The sequence below is a fragment of the Arthrobacter paludis genome, assembly GCF_056782315.1.
In genome coordinates this window covers 156,852-175,884 of the sequence record NZ_JBXAEW010000009.1, presented here as the reverse complement: position 1 = coordinate 175,884, position 19,033 = coordinate 156,852, and the positions used below count along the sequence as shown (strand labels likewise).

Sequence of the window (19,033 nt, the reverse complement as noted above, 5' to 3'; positions counted from 1 at the left end):
CCTAGTACGAAAGTAGGTGGGTCATGCTGCGACGGTGGGGCTGAGGGTGACGTTGTAGCCGAGGGCCTTCAGGTGCCTGATCGCGTTGTTCTTGGCCCTGGCGGGATCCATCCTGGTGAGGGAGTCCGATCCGGGGTCTTGGTAGCACTCGCCTTGGGCGAGCATGTGCCAGGCGGCCTCGAGGATGGCGTGCTCGGTCGCGACGAGGGCCTTGGTCCGGCCGCGGCGGGCGGCGATCCGCTTGTAGCGGGCGCCGAGGTAGGTGTTTTTGGGGTGTCGGGCGATCGAGAGCGCGGCGGTGCCGAGGGCGCCCTTGAGGTAGCGGTTCCCGGGCCGGGTCTTGCTGGACTTGACCCGTCCGGCGGATTCGTTGTGGCCTGGGACGAGCCCGGCCCAGGAGCAGAGCCGGCCCGGGGTCTGGAAGCGGCTCATGTCGGCCCCGGTTTCCGCGACGACGGTGTCGGCGACGGTGGTGGAGACCCCGGGGATGGTGGCGAGGAAGTCCCTCGCGGCGCGAAAGGGGGACATCGCCTCCTCGATGCGGGCGGTGAGCTGGTCGATCCATTCCGTCATCGAATCGATCCGCTCCAGGTGCATCCGGCAGATGAACGCGTGGTGGTCCGTGAAGCGGCCGGTGAGGGCCTCGACGAGTTCGGGGAGCCGCCGGCGAAGGGTGCCCCGGGCCAGGTCCGCCAGGACCTGCGGGTCGCGTTCGCCGGCGACGAGCGCCTCGAGCATCGCGCGGGCCGAGACCCCGGTCAGCTCCGAGGCGGTCGAGGAGAGCTTGATTCCGGTGGACTCGAGGAACTTCTCCAGCCTGTGGATCTCCCGGGTGCGGTCCTGGGTCGCCAGCGTCCGTGCCCGGGTCAGGTCCCGCAGCTGCCGGACCGGCTCGGGCGGGACGAAGCAGGCGCGCAGCAGCCCGTGCGCGCCGAGCTGGGCCAGCCATGCGGCGTCGGAGACATCCGTTTTGCGGCCCGGGATGTTCCGGGCGGCCTTGGCGTTGACCAGCATCACCGGCAGCACGTCCTCGAAGAGGTAGTAGAAGGGCTTCCAGTAGTCGCTGGTCGCCTCCATCACCACCGTCGTGACCCGCTCGGCCAGCAGCATCTCGCGCAGGGCCAGGATCTCGTTCGTGGTCGCTCCCCAGGTGGTGACTGTGGTGGTGAAGGTCCCGGGCCGTTTGCCCGGGGCGCGGATGGCGACCTTCGCGTCGCGCTTGGAGATGTCGATCCCCGCGGACCTCTCGTGGATCAAATCCATGATGGCGAACCTCCCCTGACAGCAGTGGTCTTCGGTTGTGCGCCTGCCGTGGAGAGGGCTGTTGGGATTCAGGAATCTAGTACTCGTGCTCGAGGCAACAATCCACGGTGCCCGTGGGGGCCCTCCGCGCCACGCTAGCCCACGGGCCAAACCGATGCACCAAGGACGGACCGGCGTCACCGCGGCAGACACCACCATCATCGGTCCCAAACCGGCCCCGGCGATACGCCACGGGCGAGCCGAACCGGAACTTTCGACCGCCACGGCGCGCAGCGGCGCTGGCTCGCTAGCCCGGGCCGCGGGCAACGCCCCTCCGGGGACGGCCGTCCCGCCCGCGACGGCGGCTCCGTCGCACCTGTGCCCCAACCGGCCCCGCTACGGCCAGGCCAGGCCGCGGGTGGCGTCGAGCCGGGCGCGCTGCCCCGGCACGTCGAAGTCCGCGGACGGCCAGCGCGGGTCGAGGTCCCGGACCGCCTCGATCAGCAGCGCCTGCACGGCGACGCGGGCGTACCACTTCTTGTTGGCGGGGACCACGAACCAGGGCGCCCCGTCGGTGTCGGTCCGCTCGATCGCGATCCGGTAGGCGTCCATGTAGTCCGCCCAGCGGCGGCGCGCGTCGACGTCGCCGGGGTTGAACTTCCAGTGCTTGTCCGGCCGGTCCAGCCGCTCGGACAGGCGCTCGAACTGCTCCTGGGGCGAGATGTGGAGCATGACCTTGAGGATCCGTGTCCCGGAGTCGGCGACCTGCCGCTCGAAGTCGCGGATCTGCCCGTAGCGGGACTCGACGACGTCCACGGGGCTCAGCTCCTCGACGCGGTGGATCAGGACGTCCTCGTAGTGCGAGCGGTCGAACACCCCAATGATCCCGGGCCCCGGCAACTGCCGCATGATCCGCCACAGGAAGCCGTGCCGCTGCTCCTCGGGCGTGGGCGCCTTGAACGCGTGCAGGTGGATGCCCTGCGGGTCCATGGCCCCCACGACGTGGCGCAGGATCCCGCCCTTGCCGGCCGTGTCCATGGCCTGCAGGATCAGGAGGACGGAGGGCGCGTCCTCGCGCACGCGGGAGGACGCGTAGAGCCGCTCCTGCAGTTCGTCGAGGGCGTCGTCCTGCTCCTTGAGGGCCCGCTTGCCGGCGGCCTTGTCGCCGGTGAACCCGGGTGTCGAGTCCGGGTCGACGGCGGCCAGGTCGAAGCCCTCCCCCGCCCGCAGCAGCCGCGTGGGCGACGCCGTGAAGCCGGGGGCCAGGAGGCCGCCCAGGGGGCCGTCCGCGGTGGTCTCGGTCTCGGTCATGGGGCCACTCTGCCACCGCCCCGCCGCCGTGTCAGTCCTGGCCGGACCGGCCGATCGGGCTGCCGGGGCGCCGCCGTCGCCCCCCGGGACTCAGTCGCGGCGGATGCCCTCGAGGTACTCGGCGATGCGCCCCACGGCGTCCTCGATGTCCTTGACGGAGGGCAGCGTGACGAGCCGGAAGTGGTCCGGGCGGACCCAGTTGAAGCCGGTGCCCTGGGTGACCAGGAGCTTCTGCTGCTTGAGCAGCTCGAGCGCGAACTCCTCGTCGTCCTTGATGGGGTACACCTCGGGGTCCAGCCGCGGGAAGAGGTACATCGCGCCCTTGGCCTGCTGGACGGACACCCCGGGGATGTCGTTGAGCAGCCGGTACGCGGTGTCGCGCTGCTCGCGCAGCCGCCCTCCGGGGAGGATCAGGTCGTTGATGGACTGGTAGCCGCCGAGCGCGGTCTGGATCGCGTTCTGGCCGGGCACGTTCGCGCACAGGCGCATGTTCGTGAGCAGGTTGATGCCCTCGATGTAGTCGGCGGCCAGGTGCTTGGGCCCGGAGATCGCCATCCACCCGGCGCGGAACCCGCAGACCCGGTACGCCTTCGACAGCCCGGAGAACGTCAGCACCAGCACGTCGTCGGCGAGCGCCGCCGTGTTGTAGTGGACCGCGTCGTCGTAGAGGATCTTCTCGTAGATCTCGTCGGAGAAGACGATCAGCCCGTGCCTGCGAGCCAGGTCGAGGATGCCCTCGATGACGTGCTTCGGGTAGACGGCGCCCGTCGGGTTGTTCGGGTTGATCAGGACGATGCCCTTGGTGCGCGGGGTGATCTTCGCGGCCATGTCCTCCAAGTCCGGCAGCCACCCCTCCTCCTCGACGCTGAGGTAGTGCACGGGCGTGCCTCCGGCGAGGGAGACCGACGCCGTCCACAGCGGGTAGTCGGGCGCCGGGATGAGGACCTCGTCGCCGTTGTTCAGCAGCGCGTTGAGCGAGAGCGTGATCAGCTCGGACACGCCGTTGCCCAGGTAGATGTCGTCGATGCCGATCGTCTGGATGCCGCGCGTCTGGTAGTACTGCGAGACGGCGGTCCGGGCGGAGAGGATGCCCCGGGAGTCGGAGTAGCCCTGCGCGTTCGGCAGGTTGCGGATCATGTCGACCAGGATCGCGTCCGGGGCCTCGAACCCGAACGGCGCGGGGTTGCCGATGTTCAGCTTGAGGATCCTGTGGCCCTCCGCCTCCATGCGCTTCGCGTGGTCCAGGAGCGGCCCGCGGATGTCGTAGAGGACGTTCTGGAGCTTGGTCGACTGTTTGAACACGGGCATTCCCTTAGCTTCTCACAGGGCCTGTGCGCGGCCCGGGAATTGTGATCCAGCGCATAGGGCGGGGCGGACGCCGCGCGTCCGCCCCGCCGGCGCTACTCCCCGGCGAACCCGTTCTCGGCCAGCCACTCCTCGGCGGCGGCGGCCGGCTCGAGCTTCGAGTCGCCGGAGACGGCCTGGTTCAGTTCGATCAGGTGCTCGGTGGTCAGCTTCGAGGAGACCTCGTTGAGCACGCCGGCCGCCTCGTCGCCGACGACCTCCGTGTTGACCAGCGGCAGGACCTGCTGCGGCAGGAAGTTGTTCTTCGGGTCCTCGAGCACGACGAGCCCGTTCGCGGCGATCGCCGGGTCCGTGGTGAAGATGTCCGCGACCTGGACCTCGTCGCTGATGAGGGCCTGGACGATGACGGGGCCGCTGGCGACCGGCTCGAAGGACTTCGGGACGCAGTCGTAGTTCTCCTTCAGCCCCGGCAGCCCGTACGCGCGCTCCCGGAACTCGGGCGGCGCCGCCAGAACCAGCTCGTCGCAGACGGGGGCCAGGTCCTCGATGCTCTTCAGTCCGTGCTCCTCGGCGGTCGCCGCGGTGACGACGAGCGCGTCCTTGTCCTCCGCCTCGGACGCCTCCAGCACGCCGAGCCCCTCGGGGAGCGCCCCGGAGAGGGCGTCGAGGACCTGGGGCGCCGTCGTGGCGTCCGCGTTCTCGTCGAAGTAGAGCAGCAGGTTGCCGGAGTAGTCGGGCACGATGTCCGCGGACCCGTCCTGGACGGCCTTCACGTATGCCTCTCGGGCGCCGATGCCGGGCGTCGTCGACGCCTCGATCCCGGCCTCGTTGAGCGCGCCCGCGTAGATCTCGGCGATGATCTGGCTTTCCGGGAAGTCCGCGGAGCCGACGACGAGCGGCCGGTCCGGCCCCCCGCTGCCGGATTCGCTGGCCGAGCCGCTCGCGAGCGGGTCCCCTCCCCCGCCGGAGCAGGCGGCGAGCGCGAGGGTGGCGGCCGCGCCGAGGGCGGCGAGCGCGGTGCGGCGGGTGGTGCGGGCGGGGGGACGGTTCATCGTTGACCTCCTGTGGTGGTGGCGAGTCCGGGTGAAACCAAGAGCCGTTGGACGATGGCCAGCGCCCCGTCGACGGCCATGGCCAGGCCGGCGATCAGCAGGGCGCCGCCGAGGACCTGGCCGTAGTCGCGGAGGGCGAGCCCGTCCATGAGGTAGCGGCCGAAGCCGCCGAGGTTGATGACGGAGACGACGGCGGCGGTCGCGATGACCTGCAGCACGGCGAGCCGGAAGGCGCCCATGAGCACGGGCAGGGCGTGCGGGACCTCGACGCGGGAGAGGACCTGCCACTCGGTCATGCCCATGGCCCGCGCGCCGTCGACGACGCTGTGCGGCACGGCGTCGATCCCGGCCGCGGTCCCGGCCAGCAGGGGCGGCACGGCCAGCAGCACGAGGGCCCAGACCGGCGGCATGACCCCCAGCGTCCCGGACAGCAGGATGAATAGGGTCGCGAGCCCGAGCGTGGGCAGGGCGCGCAGCATGCCGGCGAGCGCGACGGCGGCGACCCGGCCCCGCCCCGTGTGCCCGATGTACAGGCCCGCGGGCACGGCCAGGGCCACGGCGATGCCGACGGCCAGGCCCGTGAACCCGAGGTGCTCGGCGAGGCGCACCCAGATCCCCCCGGGGCCGGACAGCGTGCCGGGTTCGGCCAGCCAGGCGCCGAGGTCGGCCAGCGGCCCGGCGGGGAGGACGACGGCGGCGCTCACGGCCGGGGCCCCTTCGCGCCGGCGTCGGCGGCCCCGTGGGCCGCGGGCGCTGCCGGCGCGGCGGACACGGCGGCGCGGTCCCGCCCGGCGGCCCGCGCCCACGGCGTGAGCACGCGCTGGAGCACGACGAGCACCAGGTCCATGGCGACGGCCAGGATCAGGGTCGCGACGATGCCGACGCCGATCTCGAACGGGAAGTCCCGGCGCAGCCCGTCCATGAACAGGGTGCCCAGGGACTCGACGCCGATCAGGGCGCCGACGCTGACGAGGGAGATGTTGGAGACGGACACGACGCGCAGCGCCGGGAACAGCACGGGCAGGGACAGGGGCAGGTCCACGGCCGCGAACCGGCGCACCGGGCGGTAGCCCAGCGCGTCGGCGGCCCGCAGCACGGCGGGGTCGACGGATTCGAGCGCGTCGGCGGCGCTGCGCACGAGCAGGGCGACGGCGTAGATGGTCAGTGCGACCACGACGTTGGCCGGGTCGAGGATCTGCGTGCCGAGCACCGCCGGCAGGGCCACGAACAGGGCCAGCGACGGGATCGTGTACAGCAGGCCGGAGGCCTGGACGACCGCCCCGCGCGCCAGGGCGCGCCCGCGGCCGGGGCCGGGCCGGATGAGCCGGGCCACCGGCACGGAGACGAGCGCGGCCAGGACCAGCGGCAGGACCGCCTGCCACAGGTGCTCCCCGGCCAGCTCCACCACCCGGTCCAGGTTCCGGCCGAGCCACTCCACGCCTAGGCCTCCGCCCCGGCGGCGGCGGGCGCGGGGCCGTCCCCGCGCGGCAGGGCCTCCAGCACCGCGGCGGTGTCGATGGCGCCGAGCTCCCCGCCGGCCTCGTCCACGGCGACCGCCACCCCGGCCGGGGAGGCCAGCACGGCATCCAGCGCGCCGCGCAGGGACCCGGCCGCCCGGAAGCGGGGTGCCCCGGCGAGGGCGCCGCCGTCGTAATCCCCCAGCGGCCGCAGCGGCAGCTGCCGCGCGTCCACGAAGGACAGGGCGCGGAAGCCGCGGTCCCGGCCGACGAAGCGGGCGACGAACTCGTCGGCGGGGCGAGTGAGCAGTTCTTCGGGCGTGGCGAACTGGTGCAGCCGCCCGCCGGTGCCGAACACGGCGATCCGGTCCCCGAGCGTGGTGGCCTCGTCGATGTCGTGGGTGACGAACACGATCGTCTTGGACAGCTCGGCCTGCAGGCGCAGCAGCTCGGCCTGCAGGTCGGCCCGGACGACGGGGTCCACGGCGCTGAAGGGCTCGTCCATGAGCAGGATCGGCGGGTCGGCGGCCAGCGCGCGGGCGACCCCGACCCGCTGCTGCTGCCCGCCGGAGAGCTGCGACGGGTAGCGGGTGGCGAGCGCGGGGTCGAGCCCGACTCGCTCGAGCAGCCCGGCGGCCTCGGAGCGGGCGCGCCGGCGGGGCACGCCGTTCAGGCGCGGGACGGTGGCGATGTTGTCGGCGACGGTGCGGTGCGGCATGAGGCCGCCGGCCTGCATCACGTAGCCCATGGAGCGGCGCAGCACGTGCGGGGCGGTGGCGGCGACGTCGCGGCCGTCGACGGCGACCGTCCCGGCGGTGGGCTCGACCATCCGGTTGACCATCCGCAGGCTGGTGGTCTTGCCGCAGCCGGAGGGGCCGACGAAGACGGTGGTCTTCCCGGGCGGCACGGCCAGCGTCAGGTCCGCGACGGCGACGGTCCCGCCGTCGTACTCCTTGCTCACGGAGCGGAACTCGATCACGCGGCGCCCCCTCCCCCGCGGCCGGGCAGGCGCAGGGTGTGCTGGTGCTCGCGGTGCAGGCCGATGCCGGTGTCGACGCGCGTGGTGCGCTCGAGGCGGGGCACCTCGTCCAGGTCGAACCAGGCGGCCTCGGTGGTGGTGCCGTCCAGCTCGTGGGCCAGGGACCCGCCGACGATCTCCGCCGCGTAGTACACGCCAACGGTCTGCAGCGGCAGGCGCTGGCCGTGCAGGCGGCTGGTCGCGGGGACGTGCCCGTTGTCGACCCCGAGCAGCCCGGTCAGGCGGACGTCGAAGCCGGTCTCCTCCGCGACCTCTCGCACCGCCCCGTCCTCGATCGACTCGCCGAGCTCGATGCCGCCGCCCGGCAGCGTCCAGCGGGGCTTGAAGTCCGGCCGGCGCATGTCCCAGAGCGCGAGCAGGATCCGGCCCTCGCGGACGACGACGCAGTAGGCACCGAGGCGCGTGTCGAACCCCCGGCCGCCGTGATCGCTGCTCATTGCCCCAGACTATAGGGCGGCCGGAGCAAAAATCACCGGCCCGCCGCCCTGTGGTGGAATGTCCCCATGCCCGCCGCGCAGCCCCAGCCCCAGGTCCCGCTCGACGACGTCGACCGGAGGATCCTCGCCGAGCTGCTGGCCGACGCGCGCGTCAGCAACGCCGAGCTGGCCAAGCGCGCGGGCGTCGCCCCGTCGACCGCCCTGCTGCGGACCCGCTCGCTCGTGGAGCGCGGCATCATCGAGGGCTACCACGCCACGGTGTCCCTGCCCGCGGTGGGGCGCAGCGTGCAGGCGCTCATCGCCGTGAAGCTGCGCGTCCACGACCGGGACCGGATCGACTCCTTCACCTCGCGGATCCCGGGCCTGCCGGAGGTCCTGTCGATGTTCCACGTCTCGGGCGCCACGGACTACCTGCTGCACGTGGCCGTGCCGTCCACGGAGGCCCTGCGGGACTGGGTCCTGGACCACCTGGCCACGGACGAGGCGGTCGGGCACACCGAGACGACGCTCGTGTTCGAGCAGCTCAAGGGGCAGTCGGGGCCGCTGCTGCCGTAGCGGCCCGCGCGCCGTCCCGGTCCGGGGCCAAACCGTCGGGGCCAGCCACTAGGCTGGGTCGCATTCCAGGCCGCCCGCGACCCCGAGGAGGTGCCCGACCTGTCCGCCCTCGCCGAAAGGCTCCGCGGCATCCTCGCCGCCGCCCCGCCCAGCCCCTTCGCGGCCCCCTCCACGCCCCGCGGTTGGCTGGAGCTGGCCTACGAGCGCGCCTACGCGGAGGACCACGCTGGCGCCGCCCGGGCGGCCCGGGCCGGGCTCGACCTGGTGGCCGGGGACCCGGCCCTGGAGCCCGAAACGGCCCTGGCCCTGTGGGGCGTGGCCGCCTCGGTGCGCCAGCTCGACGGCGACGAGGCGGCGGCGCGGGAGTGCGCCGCGCGCCGCGTGGACCTGCTGCGGGCGATGGGGCGGACCGAGCAGGCCGACCTGGAGGAGCAGCTGGGCCCGCTGTTGTACCGCGAGCCGCGCCCGGAGGAGGCCGCGGTCCTGGAGGCCGCCGTCGCGACGCACGCCGCCGCCGGGACCGACGCCGGCGTCTTGGCCGACGCCCGCCTGCCGCTGGCCGTGGCCCGGTTCGAGGCCGGGGACGAGTCCGCGCTGGAGGACCTCCTCGCGTGCGCGGACGCCTACGCGGCCGCCGGCCGGACCGAGAGCGAGGCCGGAGCCCTGCTCTACGCGGCGCACGCCTACACGAAGGCCGGGAACTACCGCGGCAGCCTCGACGCGGCCGAGCGGCTGCTGGAGCTGGACGTCAACCGGGCGATGCGGGCGTCCGTGTGGATGGTGAAGGCGACCGCGCACACCGCAGTGGACGAGCCGATCAAGGCCGAGGGCTGCGCCGTGCGCTCCCTCGAGCTGTACGCGGCGGCCGGCGTGCGCCGCGGGGCCGTCAGCGCGGCGGCGCTGGTGGCGAACCTGGCCTCCGCCGGCCTGGACCAGGAGGCGGCGGTCCTCGCCTGGCGGATCGCGGTCGACCAGGCCGAGCGCGGCGAGTTCGACGAGACCTGGGCCGTGCGCCTCGCGCTGGGCAACCAGCTGCTCGAGGCCGGCGAGCACCTCTTGGCCGAGGAGGTCCTGGAGCGGCTGGCCGCCCACCTCGAGGGGGCCGGGCGCCCTGCGGACCGCGCCCGCACCCTCGTGACGCTCGGACACTGCTACCGGCACCAGGACCGCCCGGAGCAGGCGCGCCGCGTGTGGGACGAGGCGACGGCGGTGTTCGTCGCCGAGGACCTGCCCGGCGAGGCCGCCCGGACGCTCCTGGCCGCCGGGACGCTCGAGGCACAGCGGGCTGCCCGTGCGGACGCCGGGGCCGCGGACGAGGCGTCCGGCGGCGCGGGGCCCGACGATGTGGCACCCGACGGCGTGGCGCCCGACGGCGCCGGGGGGCCTGAGGCCGCGCCCGGCGCCGGGGACACGGCCGGGGACGGGCCCGAAGGCGGTCCCCTGGCCGAGGGAGCGCGGGGCCCCGAGGGCGGGCCGGGCCCGGCGCCCGGCCCCTCGCACACCGAGTACTTCGAGCGGGCCGTCGCCCTGGCCCGGGCGGCCGCCGAGTCGGACCCCGGGGCGCTCCCGCAGGCCCTGCACGCGCTCGGCCACGCCCTCTGCGAGGACGGGGACGCCGACGGGCTCGGCGTCCTCGACGAGGCGATCCGCCTCGCCGACGACCACGGCGCCGACTGGCACGCCGCGGACTTCCGGGACACGCGGGCCCGCGGCCTGTGGTCGCTGGGGCACGGCCCCGAGGCGGTGGCGGCCGCCCTGGAGGCCGCGGACCTCTTCCGCGAGGCCGACGACCCGGACGCGGGCGGCAACGCGGAGCTCTTCGCTGCGCACGTGCTCGCCGAGCTGCGCCGGGACGACGAGGCCGCGCGCCTGTTCCGGCTCATCGCGACCGAGCACAGCGACAGCATCGCCCACTTCTACGCCGCCCAGCGGGGACTGTCCGGCGTCCTCACCCGGATGGGCCTGCCCGCCCAGGCAAAGGAGGCGTCCGACACCGCCGAACGGGCCCTCCGCGAGGCCGGGGCCCCGCCCGCGGACCCCACGCTCCCGCCGGGGCCGTGGGACGCCGCCGGGGACGAATGACGCCCGGGGCGGCGGTCCGGAGGAACGCTCCGGGACCACCGGTCCGCCGCCGCACCGGCGCCGCTGCTCTCATGTTTGTCTCATGTCGCCGCCGGATAATGGTCGCATGTTGCCCCGTTCCGCGCGGTCGGTCCTGATGGCCGCCGTCGTCACCGCCCTGGCGGCCATCGGCGTGCTGCTGGCGTTCACGCTGGCCGCCCCGGCGCCGGCCGAGCTCGGCCCCGCCGTCGTCCAGACGGAGCCGCCCACCGACAGCGGCGGCAACGCGCCGATCGGGCCCGCCCAGCCGCCCACGGCGTCGTCTTCCGCCCCGTCGTCCGCGACGTCGACCACGGCGGCCCCGTCGCCCACGCGCACGCAGCGGCCGACCCGCACCGCGGCGCCGGCCCCGGCGCCCACCACCCGGGCGCCGGAGCCGCCGCAGACGGTCCGTCCCGCGCCCCCGGTGCCCCCGTCGTTCGACGATGACGACGACGAGGACGACGACCACGGACGCAACCGGGGCCGCGGCGGCGACGACGACAGCGGCGAGGACGACGATTGAGCCGCCCCGCCGCCCGGCGTCCGTGGCGCCTGCCCCGCCCCTGGCGCGACCGGCACCTGTCCGTCGGCGCCAGGATCCTCATGGCCATGGTGCTGCTCGCCCTGTTGACGCTGCTCGTGGCCGGCACGACGTCCTACGCCGTGCAGCGCGAGCAGGTCGCCAGCCGCGTCGACGCCACCCTGACCCGTTCCGCGCAGGAGTTCCGCAGGCTCGCCGAGGTCGGCGGCGACCCGGAGACGGGCGAGCCCTTCACGACCGCCGCGCGCCTCATCTACATCTCCATGCAGCGGACCCAGCCCGCACCCAACGAGGGGCTGTTGGCCCTGACGTCGGAGGGCGTGCGGTGGCATGCGACGACGTCCGTGCCGCTGCGCCTCGAGAAGGACAAGCAACTGGTCGCGGACCTGCTCGCCGCCGGCCCCCCGGACGCGATCGTCCTGCACAACCACACGACGGCGACCACGACCTACCGCATGGTGCTGATCCCGGTGCGGCTGGCCGACGACACGGAGCCGATGCTCTACGTGCTCGCGTACGACATGGACGCGGAGCTGAGCGAGCTGAACTCCACCTACGTGGTCTTCTTTGCGGCCGGCCTCGGCTCGCTGCTGCTCTCGGCGCTGCTCGGCTGGGTGCTGGTCGCGCGCCTGCTCCGTCCGCTGCGGCAGATGCGCCGCACGGCCGAGAGCATCACCGAGCACGACCTCGACGAGCGCCTCAGCGTCGAGGGGACGGACGACCTGTCCGACCTGTCGCGCACCTTCAACAACATGCTCGACCGGCTCCAGCTGGCGCTCGGCTCCCAGCGGCAGCTGCTGGACGACGTCGGGCACGAGCTGCGCACGCCCATCACGATCGTGCAGGGCCACCTCGAGCTGCAGGACAGCCACGACCCGGAGGACGTCCAGCAGACCCGGACCATCGCGCTGGACGAGCTGGACCGGATGGGCCTGCTCGTCGAGGACCTCGTCACGCTCGCGAAGTCGGACCGCGCGGACTTCGTGGTCCGCCGGCCGGTCGACCTGGGCCTCCTGCTGGAGGACACCCTGGGCAAGGCCTCCGCGCTCGGGGACCGGACCTGGGTCGTCGACGAGTGCCCCCACGGCACCGCGGACCTGGACCCGCGGCGCATCGCGCAGGCGCTGCTGCAGCTGTGCCAGAATGCCGTCAAGTTCTCCCCGCCGGGATCCACGGTCGCACTCGGGTGCTCGGCGGACACGGAGCGCGTCCGGATCTGGGTGCGCGACCAGGGCGTCGGCGTGGCCCCGGACGACCAGGCGACGATCTTCGACCGGTTCGACCGCGGCCGGAACGGCCGGCGCGCGGAGGGTTCCGGGCTCGGGCTGGCGATCGTGCGTGCGATCGCCACCGCCCACGGGGGCACCGCTGGCGTCGACTCCACGCTGGGCGTCGGATCGGTGTTCTACCTAGACCTGCCGCGGCACGCCGGTCCGCGGCCCAACCCGGGGGGTGCAGATGAGCCAGATTCTGATCATTGAGGACGAGGAGCGGATCAGCTCGTTCGTGGCGAAGGGGCTCCGCTCCGCGGGGTTCGAGCCGGCGACCGCCGCCACGGGCGCCGAGGGCCTCTTCCTGGCCCAGACCGGGGACTTCGAGCTGGTCATCCTGGACCTGGGGCTGCCCGACGTCGACGGGTTCGAGTTGCTGCGCAGGATCCGGGACGGCCACAACCACGTGCCCGTCATCATCCTCACCGCCCGCTCCAGCATCGACGACACGGTTGCCGGGCTCGAGGGCGGGGCGGACGACTACATGTCCAAGCCGTTCCGGTTCGAGGAACTGCTCGCCCGCGTGCGCCTGCGGCTGCGCCCGGACGCGAACGGGTCGGACCTGGACCGGCTCGAGCACAACGGGTTGGCCCTGGACCTGCGCGCCCGCCGGGTCACCGTGGACGGCCACGGCGTGGACCTCTCCGCGCGCGAGTTCGCCCTGGCGGAGGCCTTCCTCCGCAACCCCGGCCAGGTCCTGACCCGCGAGCAGCTGCTCTCCCGGGTGTGGGGCTACGACTTCGACCCGGCCTCCAACGTGGTGGACGTGTACGTCCGCTACCTGCGCAACAAGCTCGGCGCCGGGCGCTTCGAGACGGTGCGCGGCATGGGCTACCGGCTCGCCACCTAGGAGTTCCGCCGCCCGGGGAGGATGCGCCGCGGGCCCGGCGCACCCCGGCCCTCGGTCCAGACTGTGCCCCCGGTCGCCGGCGCGCCAAAAAACCCGGGCTCCGTTGGGGGGACGGAGCACCGGGTCCTTTGGGGATGGCCGGGGGGCGCGGTCGGAAGTGGGGGGCTTCCGGCCGCCTGGACCTCGGCCGTGGGTGGGGCTGCGGCCAGGCCTAGTCGCCCGACGGCGCGCTGGGCGCCGACTGGGGGCTGGGCGGTGTTGCGGGCGTGGCCGCGGAGACCGGCGAGAGGGGGCTCACCGGAGTACCGGGGGTTGGCGGCGTCGCGGGCGTCGCGGGCGTCGGCATCGTGGCGGGGGTCGGGGGCGTCGGGGCCGTGGCCGCGGAGCCGCTCGTGTTCGCCGAGCCACTCGTGTTCGCCGAGCCACTCGTGTTCGCGGAGCCACTCGTGTTGGTCGAGCCGCTGGTGTTCGCCGAACCACTCGTGTTCGCCGAGCCGCTCGTGTTCGTGGTCAGGGCCGACATGCCCCGCTGGGTGAACGCGGCCCGCTGCAGCTCCGACGGGCCGGGGTTGGACATCTGGACCCCGTCCTCCAGCCGCAGGTGGTCAGCGCCGTGGCGGCCGTGGTCGTCGGCGTGCATGTCGTCGCCGCCGTGGCCGTGGCCGCGACCATGCCCGGACTCCTCGCCGTGGCCGCGGCCATGCCCGTTCCCGTGTCCGGAGTCGTCGCCGCCTGCGGCCATGGGGCCCTGTTCGACGCCGGCGAGCACCCGGACGTCATCGTCCTGGCCGGCCGGGAAGACGGTCGCCACCGCGGTCCCGGCCCCGACGGCGAAGACGCCGACGGCCCCCGTGATGGTCCAAAAAGCCCGTTGGTTGCTCATGACGGCTCCTCCTGTGGGGCCCCGGGGGTCCGGGTGGGTTGGTCTGGTTCCACCAGTGTGGTGCGGCTGCATGAGACCAGCAGGAGAACAGCGTGAGAGTCCTCTCATCCGCGTGCCGGAGGGTTGCGGGGCCGGCGGGCAGACGACTCCCGGGGCCGCCGGGCGGCGCCGCGGCGGCCCCGGGGCGCCTGCGCGGGCGGCGCTAGCGCGGCGGCGGTGGGGCGCTGGCGGTTGCGCGCTCAGCCGAGGCGTTCGAGCAGGTGCTCGGCGGCAGTGAGGCGCCCCTCCGCACCGCGCCGCCACGGGCCCTCCCCGCCCGGCGGGCGCGCCCCGGCCACGAGGGAGACGGCGACGCCGGCGGCCCTAGCCCAGAGCGCCCGGCGGTCGACCCCCGCCTCGAACGAACCGCCGAAGTGGTCCAGGGCCTGGGGCACGCGCGTGTACCGGATGTCGACGGCCGGCAGGACGGCCACATGGCCCAGGAAGCACGCCAGGTCGTCGACCCTGTAGCCCGGGCCAACGGAGTCCACGTCCAGCAGGCCGGCGACCCGGGTCCCGTCCATGAGCAGGTTCGCCTCGTAGAAGTCCCCGTGGCTCGGCACGCGCGGGCCGCGGTCGGAGGCCTGGAGGACGCGCTGGATCGACCGCCGCAGCCGGTCGACGCGCCCCGCGTGTTCGGGCACCGTGGCCGCCGCGGCGGAGGCGTACCGGCCGAGCCGGTCGTTCCAGGCGGGGCGCTCCGGCAGCTCCAGTGCCTCCGCCGGGATGCGGTCGAGCAGTCCCGTCAGGTCGGCGGGGTCCACGCCGACGCCGCCGTCGCGCTGGATCAGCCGCGCCAGGCCCTCCCCGGCGACCTCGTCGAGCGCCAGCACGTCCTCGACCGGCTCGCCGAGCGGCCGCGGCACCGGTAGCCCGGCGTCCGCGAGCATGCGGTGGCGCCGGTGCAGCCCCGCGGCCAGGCCGGAGCGCATGACCTTGAGGTAGACGCGGCGCGTGGTCACCAGTGGTGCCGGGGTGGAGAAGTCGGCCGTCAGCACGGCGCGGCGCAGCGGGCGGTAGGCGACCATCTCCAGGTGGCTGATCGCCTCTCCCCGCCCCCACTCGCGCTCGACCCGCTCGGGGTTGGCGGCCAGCGGCAGGCCAGGAAGCTTGGGGTCGTGCGGGTGCTGCCACACCGTGACGGCCAGCGGGCCCCGCCCGGACTCCCCGGGGACCTCGATACGCACCGTGTCCGGGCCCTCGGGCAGGCGCTCGGTGGTCACGCCGAGAAAGGCCCCGCCGTCGGCCGCCGAGAGCTCGTAGAGCGCACTCACTCCGGCCCCGGGACGGTGCTGGTGCTGGACCTGGCGGGGGGCCGCAGCGAGGTCGCGCCCGGGCGGCAGGCCCGCGGCGGCGGCCAGCAGCTCGTCCGCGTGCTTGGCCAGGAAGGCCAGCTGCTCCGCCTCGGGCCAGTCGGGCCGCGCCCCCATGGACGCTAGGCCCGGCGACGCTGGAGGACCGCGTCCAGGTTGATGCCGCCGGGCACGGGCCGCGTGCTGTCGGCGGTGGGACGGGACCCGGGGCGTGCCGCGCCGGCCGCGGCGGTGTCCCGCTCGCCCGGACGCCCGGCTCCGCCCCCGGCCGTCGCGGGGGCCACCTCGGCGGTGCGCTCGGCGGCCTCCGCCGCGGCCGCGGCCTCGGCCTTGCGGATGCTGGTGACGGTCTGCGGTTTCTTGGGCTCCGGTGCGGCCAGCGGCTCCGGCTCGGGCCGTTCGGCCTTGGGCGCGTCCGCGTACGTGGGCCGGGGAACGTCGACGGGCCGCCACTCGGCCGGCCGGCGCGGGGCGGGCGGGCCGGCCGGCGCCGGCTCCTGCGTCCGGGCCGGTGCCTGGGCGGCCGCGTAGTGGCGTCCGGGCTGGGCGTCGAAGACCTCGGTCGCCCGCTGCCGGGGCCGGGGCGGCGCGGCCGGGGCCATGGCCTCCGCGAACGCGGCCTCCATCCGGGCCAGGCGCTTGCGGCGGCGGGCGCGGACGGCCAGGTACCGCAGGCCCACGAAGCTGGCGACCAGGACCGCCACACCCGTGAGGGGCACCGACGCGGGGACGGCCCCGAACGGGGCCAGGACCCCGCCCACGACGAGGGCCAGGGCGCCCGCCAGCCCGGCCGCGGCGACGGCGAGGCGGCCGTAGTTCAGCCGCAGGGGTGCCGGACGCGGCGCCGGCGCGTTCGTCGGACGAGTGGCCATCGTGTTCCTCCGTGGGCGGTTCTGGTCTGCGCGCCGGGGCCGGAAGGTCTCCGTCACCCATCGCAACAGGGTCGGGACAACGAAAACGATCAGCAGGGCCACCATGATGACGAAGAGGGCCGAACTCTCGATTTGGACGTCCACGGAATCGACGCTAGTGCGCCGCGGGGCACGCGCCGCGCATTGCTCCCGGTGTGTCCCGTAAATCCATGACCGTGTCCGTGGAATCCCTCCCTGAGGTGGGATTTCATGGGCGCTCGGCCCACCGGGCGAGCAGCCCCCCGGGCACCTCGTCGGACGTGAGCGCAAACGTCCGGTGGTCGGCCCAGACGCCGTTGATGTGCAGGTACCGGCGGCGGAGCCCCTCGTCCCGGAAACCGAGCTTTTCGACCACGCGGAGGCTGGCCGCGTTCTCCGGCCGGACGTTGATCTCCATCCGGTGCAGCCCGAGTTCGCGGAAGCAGTGGTCGGTGGCGAGCGCGACCGCCGCCGGCGCCAGGCCCCGCCCGGCGCGCCGCCGGTCGACCCAATAGCCGAGCGAGGCCGTCAGGGCCGACCCCCAGAGGATGCCGGAGACGGTGAGCTGGCCCGCCATGACGGGCCGCCGGGCCCGCGGCTCGCGGACCGCGATGACCCAGGGAAGCGCCAGCCCGTCGCGGGCCTGGCGGTTCAGCGACGCGACCATGCCGAAGTAGCTGGGCAGTCCCCCGGACGGGTCCGGCTGCGTGGCCTCCCACGGGCGCAGCCACTCGGCGTTGGCCCGGCGCAGCTCCATCCACTCGGACTTGTCGCGGTGGCGCAGCGGACGCAGGACCAGGTCGCCGTGCTCCAGCGTGGTCGGCCAGATCCGCTCTCCGTATCCCATGGGCCACAGATTAGCCCCGCCCGCCGCCGCCGGCCCCATGCATAGGATGGGGCCATGCAGACGCTGTCGAAGGAGTCGGCCCGGGACAGGTTCCGCGCGTTGCGCCGCGGCATGGCGCCGGAGCAACGCCAGGAGCAAATGGACGCCATCCAGGGGCACCTGGTGCCGTGGCTCGAGCAGCACGCGCGGGGGCGGACGACGACGGCCTTCCTCTCCTACGGGGCCGAGCCGCCGACGGGGCGGCTGCTCGAGGGCCTCTGCGACGCCGGATTCCGGATCTTCGTGCCGATCTGCGAGCCGGCGCGGCAGCTCTCGTGGACGGAGTGGTACCCCGGTGTGCCCATGGGCCGCAGCGCCTACGCGTCCATCGACGAGCCGGTCGGGCATCGCCACGGGGTCGACGTCATGGAGGCGGTCGACACGGTGCTCGTGCCCGCCCAGGCCGTGGCGACGGACGGCTCGCGCCTGGGCCAGGGCGGCGGCTACTACGACCGGTTCATCGCTTCCCTCGATCCCCTGCCGAACCGGCCGCGGCTGCTCTCCCTCGTCTTCGCCCACGAGTTCGTGGAGCAGGGGAGCTTCGAGACCGATCCGCTGGACCGGCGCGTCGACGGCGTCGCGACGCCCGACGGGCTGACGTGGTTCGACGGCGGCGGCCTCGCCTCCCGGCGCATGCCCCCCGACGCCGGTCGCACGGACGCGAGGGAGGCGGACGCCCTGTAGTAGAATTGGCACTCGGGGACACCGAGTGCCATGTGGACCGCAGGTTCCGGCCCGGGTGTCTCCCGACCCGAACGTTCCGGAAGGAAGCCCATGCCCACGTACTCCTACGCCTGCAAGGACTGCCAGCACGCCTTCGACATCGTCCAGTCCTTCTCCGACGACTCGCTGACGGTCTGCCCGGAGTGCCGGGGCGCGCTGCGCAAGAAGTTCAACAGCGTCGGCGTGGTCTTCAAGGGCTCCGGCTTCTACCGCACCGACTCCCGCGGGGGCTCGACCTCGGGCGCCCCGGCGTCGCCCGCCCCGGAGGCGAAGCCCTCCGGCGGCGAGTCCGCCGCCCCTGCCGCCGCGCCCGCGCCGGCGGCGGCGGCCAGCTAGCACCTCCCCTCCACAGGCGACCTCCCGCAGGGGCCGTCCACAACCAGGCGTTGTGGGCGGCCCCTGCGGCGTCCGGCGTGCGCTACTGGTGGCATGGCCCCCTGGTTCAGCCCGGTCCGCGCGCGGCGCGGCCCCCGCCCCGCAGTCCACCGGCGCACGCCGCGCGAATGGTTGGCGCTCTACCGCAGGCCCCTGGCCGCCGGGTGCGCGGCCCTCTCGGTCGCCGCGTGCCTCGCCGTCCTCGCCCCGGAGCGGGCCCCCACCCGCTCCGTGGTGGTCGCCGCCGCCGACCTGCCCGCGGGGTCGCTGCTGGCGGCGGGCGACCTCGACGTGGCCCGCGTCCCGGCCGGCGCCCTGCCCGGGGATACGTTCGCGGCCGCGGCCGAGGTGGCCGGGCGCCAACTCGCGGTGCCCGTGGCGTCGGGGTCCCCCGTCTACGGCGCCGGCCTGGTGGGCCCCGGCCTGCTCACGGGCACGGCGCCGGGCACGGTGGCCGTACCGGTGCGGCCCAGCGACGCGCAGGCGGTGTCCCTGCTCTCGCCCGGTCAGCTGGTCGACGTCGTGCTCAGCGAGGGCAACGGGTACGAGACGCCGTTCGCGGCCCGGCGCATCGCCCGGTCCCTGCCCGTGCTCTGGGTGCCCGCGGAGTCCGGCTCCGGCGGGTGGCTGGGCGGGGACGACTCCCCCGGCGTCGTGGTCCTGGCCGCCCCCGCCAAGGAGGCGGAGGCCCTCGCCGGGGCCGCCGGGCGCGGACGCCTCTCCCTCGTCCTCGTGGGCGCGGCGTGAGGGACGCCGCGGGC

At 74.6% G+C, this 19,033-nt stretch carries 20 protein-coding genes; 8 read left to right on the top strand and 12 right to left on the bottom strand.

Annotation, left to right across the window (positions count from 1 at the left end):
* Positions 1–21: 21 nt before the first annotated feature.
* From AC1Q5D_RS09640 to AC1Q5D_RS09605, 8 genes are all read right to left on the bottom strand, one after another.
* Positions 22–1,263 carry an IS110 family RNA-guided transposase gene (locus AC1Q5D_RS09640; protein WP_481737057.1) on the bottom strand — a complete coding sequence of 414 codons (1,242 nt, stop codon included), beginning with the start codon at positions 1,261–1,263 and terminating at the stop codon, positions 22–24.
* A 375-nt stretch (positions 1,264–1,638) separates the two neighbouring features.
* On the bottom strand, positions 1,639–2,553 hold the full coding sequence (locus AC1Q5D_RS09635) for a PPK2 family polyphosphate kinase (protein ID WP_481738377.1): 915 nt from the start codon (positions 2,551–2,553) through the stop codon (positions 1,639–1,641).
* A gap of 90 nt (positions 2,554–2,643) precedes the next feature.
* Positions 2,644–3,861 carry a pyridoxal phosphate-dependent aminotransferase gene (locus tag AC1Q5D_RS09630; RefSeq protein WP_481738376.1) on the bottom strand — a complete coding sequence of 406 codons (1,218 nt, stop codon included), beginning with the start codon at positions 3,859–3,861 and terminating at the stop codon, positions 2,644–2,646.
* A 92-nt stretch (positions 3,862–3,953) separates the two neighbouring features.
* A complete protein-coding gene (locus tag AC1Q5D_RS09625; protein ID WP_481738375.1) occupies positions 3,954–4,910 on the bottom strand; it encodes an ABC transporter substrate-binding protein in 957 nt (318 codons plus the stop codon).
* Entirely contained in the window at positions 4,907–5,614 is a 708-nt protein-coding gene (locus AC1Q5D_RS09620) for an ABC transporter permease (protein ID WP_481738374.1), read from the bottom strand. Before AC1Q5D_RS09620 ends, AC1Q5D_RS09625 begins: the two co-directional genes overlap by 4 nt.
* Entirely contained in the window at positions 5,611–6,348 is a 738-nt protein-coding gene (locus AC1Q5D_RS09615; RefSeq protein ID WP_481738373.1) for an ABC transporter permease, read from the bottom strand. The genes AC1Q5D_RS09620 and AC1Q5D_RS09615 overlap by 4 nt, the downstream gene beginning before the upstream one ends.
* A 2-nt stretch (positions 6,349–6,350) precedes the next feature.
* The gene (locus AC1Q5D_RS09610) at positions 6,351–7,346 is read right to left on the bottom strand and encodes an ABC transporter ATP-binding protein (protein ID WP_481738372.1); all 996 of its coding nucleotides are present in this window, start codon (positions 7,344–7,346) and stop codon (positions 6,351–6,353) included.
* Complete coding sequence (locus tag AC1Q5D_RS09605) at positions 7,343–7,843, bottom strand: NUDIX hydrolase (protein WP_481738371.1); 501 nt, start codon at positions 7,841–7,843, stop codon at positions 7,343–7,345. Before AC1Q5D_RS09605 ends, AC1Q5D_RS09610 begins: the two co-directional genes overlap by 4 nt.
* 66 nt (positions 7,844–7,909) lie before the next feature.
* Here AC1Q5D_RS09605 and AC1Q5D_RS09600 point away from each other — a divergent pair, with 66 nt between their 5' ends.
* The 5 genes from AC1Q5D_RS09600 to AC1Q5D_RS09580 all read left to right on the top strand — a co-directional run bounded on the left by AC1Q5D_RS09600 (position 7,910) and on the right by AC1Q5D_RS09580 (position 13,163).
* Positions 7,910–8,398 (top strand): Lrp/AsnC family transcriptional regulator, encoded by a 489-nt coding sequence (locus AC1Q5D_RS09600; protein WP_481738370.1) that lies wholly within the window; start codon positions 7,910–7,912, stop codon positions 8,396–8,398.
* Between the two features lie 90 nt (positions 8,399–8,488).
* Positions 8,489–10,480 (top strand): hypothetical protein, encoded by a 1,992-nt coding sequence (locus AC1Q5D_RS09595; RefSeq protein WP_481738369.1) that lies wholly within the window; start codon positions 8,489–8,491, stop codon positions 10,478–10,480.
* Between the two features lie 106 nt (positions 10,481–10,586).
* Entirely contained in the window at positions 10,587–11,024 is a 438-nt protein-coding gene (locus tag AC1Q5D_RS09590; protein WP_481738368.1) for a hypothetical protein, read from the top strand.
* Complete coding sequence (locus AC1Q5D_RS09585; protein WP_481738367.1) at positions 11,021–12,523, top strand: sensor histidine kinase; 1,503 nt, start codon at positions 11,021–11,023, stop codon at positions 12,521–12,523. The genes AC1Q5D_RS09590 and AC1Q5D_RS09585 overlap by 4 nt, the downstream gene beginning before the upstream one ends.
* Positions 12,501–13,163, top strand: coding sequence for a response regulator transcription factor (locus AC1Q5D_RS09580; protein WP_481738366.1), 663 nt, complete (start codon positions 12,501–12,503; stop codon positions 13,161–13,163). The genes AC1Q5D_RS09585 and AC1Q5D_RS09580 overlap by 23 nt, the downstream gene beginning before the upstream one ends.
* 211 nt (positions 13,164–13,374) lie before the next feature.
* On the opposite strand, the gene AC1Q5D_RS09575 is transcribed toward AC1Q5D_RS09580, so the two are convergent.
* From AC1Q5D_RS09575 to AC1Q5D_RS09560, 4 genes are all read right to left on the bottom strand, one after another.
* The gene (locus AC1Q5D_RS09575; RefSeq protein WP_481738365.1) at positions 13,375–14,046 is read right to left on the bottom strand and encodes a hypothetical protein; all 672 of its coding nucleotides are present in this window, start codon (positions 14,044–14,046) and stop codon (positions 13,375–13,377) included.
* A 239-nt stretch (positions 14,047–14,285) separates the two neighbouring features.
* Positions 14,286–15,515 carry a phosphotransferase gene (locus AC1Q5D_RS09570; RefSeq protein ID WP_481738364.1) on the bottom strand — a complete coding sequence of 410 codons (1,230 nt, stop codon included), beginning with the start codon at positions 15,513–15,515 and terminating at the stop codon, positions 14,286–14,288.
* Between the two features lie 5 nt (positions 15,516–15,520).
* Positions 15,521–16,414, bottom strand: a complete 894-nt coding sequence (locus tag AC1Q5D_RS09565) for a hypothetical protein (protein WP_481738363.1) — start codon at positions 16,412–16,414, stop codon at positions 15,521–15,523.
* A 103-nt stretch (positions 16,415–16,517) separates the two neighbouring features.
* On the bottom strand, positions 16,518–17,135 hold the full coding sequence (locus AC1Q5D_RS09560) for a GNAT family N-acetyltransferase (protein ID WP_481738362.1): 618 nt from the start codon (positions 17,133–17,135) through the stop codon (positions 16,518–16,520).
* Positions 17,136–17,189: 54 nt separating this feature from the next.
* Here AC1Q5D_RS09560 and AC1Q5D_RS09555 point away from each other — a divergent pair, with 54 nt between their 5' ends.
* The 3 genes from AC1Q5D_RS09555 to cpaB all read left to right on the top strand — a co-directional run bounded on the left by AC1Q5D_RS09555 (position 17,190) and on the right by cpaB (position 19,019).
* The gene (locus tag AC1Q5D_RS09555; protein WP_481738361.1) at positions 17,190–17,858 is read left to right on the top strand and encodes a 5-formyltetrahydrofolate cyclo-ligase; all 669 of its coding nucleotides are present in this window, start codon (positions 17,190–17,192) and stop codon (positions 17,856–17,858) included.
* Positions 17,859–17,948: 90 nt separating this feature from the next.
* Entirely contained in the window at positions 17,949–18,233 is a 285-nt protein-coding gene (locus AC1Q5D_RS09550) for an FmdB family zinc ribbon protein (RefSeq protein WP_481738360.1), read from the top strand.
* 93 nt (positions 18,234–18,326) lie between these two features.
* Positions 18,327–19,019, top strand: coding sequence for a Flp pilus assembly protein CpaB (gene cpaB, locus AC1Q5D_RS09545; RefSeq protein ID WP_481738359.1), 693 nt, complete (start codon positions 18,327–18,329; stop codon positions 19,017–19,019).
* Positions 19,020–19,033 lie beyond the last annotated feature (14 nt).

Excerpts from the sequence above, each read along its gene's own strand:
- AC1Q5D_RS09640 (WP_481737057.1), bottom strand. The coding sequence starts at position 1,263 with ATGGATTTGATCCACGAGAGGTCCGCGGGGATCGACATCTCCAAGCGC.
- AC1Q5D_RS09635 (WP_481738377.1), bottom strand. The coding sequence starts at position 2,553 with ATGACCGAGACCGAGACCACCGCGGACGGCCCCCTGGGCGGCCTCCTG.
- AC1Q5D_RS09630 (WP_481738376.1), bottom strand. The coding sequence starts at position 3,861 with ATGCCCGTGTTCAAACAGTCGACCAAGCTCCAGAACGTCCTCTACGAC.
- AC1Q5D_RS09625 (WP_481738375.1), bottom strand. The coding sequence starts at position 4,910 with ATGAACCGTCCCCCCGCCCGCACCACCCGCCGCACCGCGCTCGCCGCC.
- AC1Q5D_RS09605 (WP_481738371.1), bottom strand. The coding sequence starts at position 7,843 with ATGAGCAGCGATCACGGCGGCCGGGGGTTCGACACGCGCCTCGGTGCC.
- AC1Q5D_RS09600 (WP_481738370.1), top strand. The coding sequence starts at position 7,910 with ATGCCCGCCGCGCAGCCCCAGCCCCAGGTCCCGCTCGACGACGTCGAC.
- AC1Q5D_RS09590 (WP_481738368.1), top strand. The coding sequence starts at position 10,587 with ATGTTGCCCCGTTCCGCGCGGTCGGTCCTGATGGCCGCCGTCGTCACC.
- AC1Q5D_RS09580 (WP_481738366.1), top strand. The coding sequence starts at position 12,501 with ATGAGCCAGATTCTGATCATTGAGGACGAGGAGCGGATCAGCTCGTTC.
- AC1Q5D_RS09575 (WP_481738365.1), bottom strand. The coding sequence starts at position 14,046 with ATGAGCAACCAACGGGCTTTTTGGACCATCACGGGGGCCGTCGGCGTC.
- AC1Q5D_RS09570 (WP_481738364.1), bottom strand. The coding sequence starts at position 15,515 with ATGGGGGCGCGGCCCGACTGGCCCGAGGCGGAGCAGCTGGCCTTCCTG.
- AC1Q5D_RS09560 (WP_481738362.1), bottom strand. The coding sequence starts at position 17,135 with ATGGGATACGGAGAGCGGATCTGGCCGACCACGCTGGAGCACGGCGAC.
- AC1Q5D_RS09555 (WP_481738361.1), top strand. The coding sequence starts at position 17,190 with ATGCAGACGCTGTCGAAGGAGTCGGCCCGGGACAGGTTCCGCGCGTTG.
- AC1Q5D_RS09550 (WP_481738360.1), top strand. The coding sequence starts at position 17,949 with ATGCCCACGTACTCCTACGCCTGCAAGGACTGCCAGCACGCCTTCGAC.
- cpaB (WP_481738359.1), top strand. The coding sequence starts at position 18,327 with ATGGCCCCCTGGTTCAGCCCGGTCCGCGCGCGGCGCGGCCCCCGCCCC.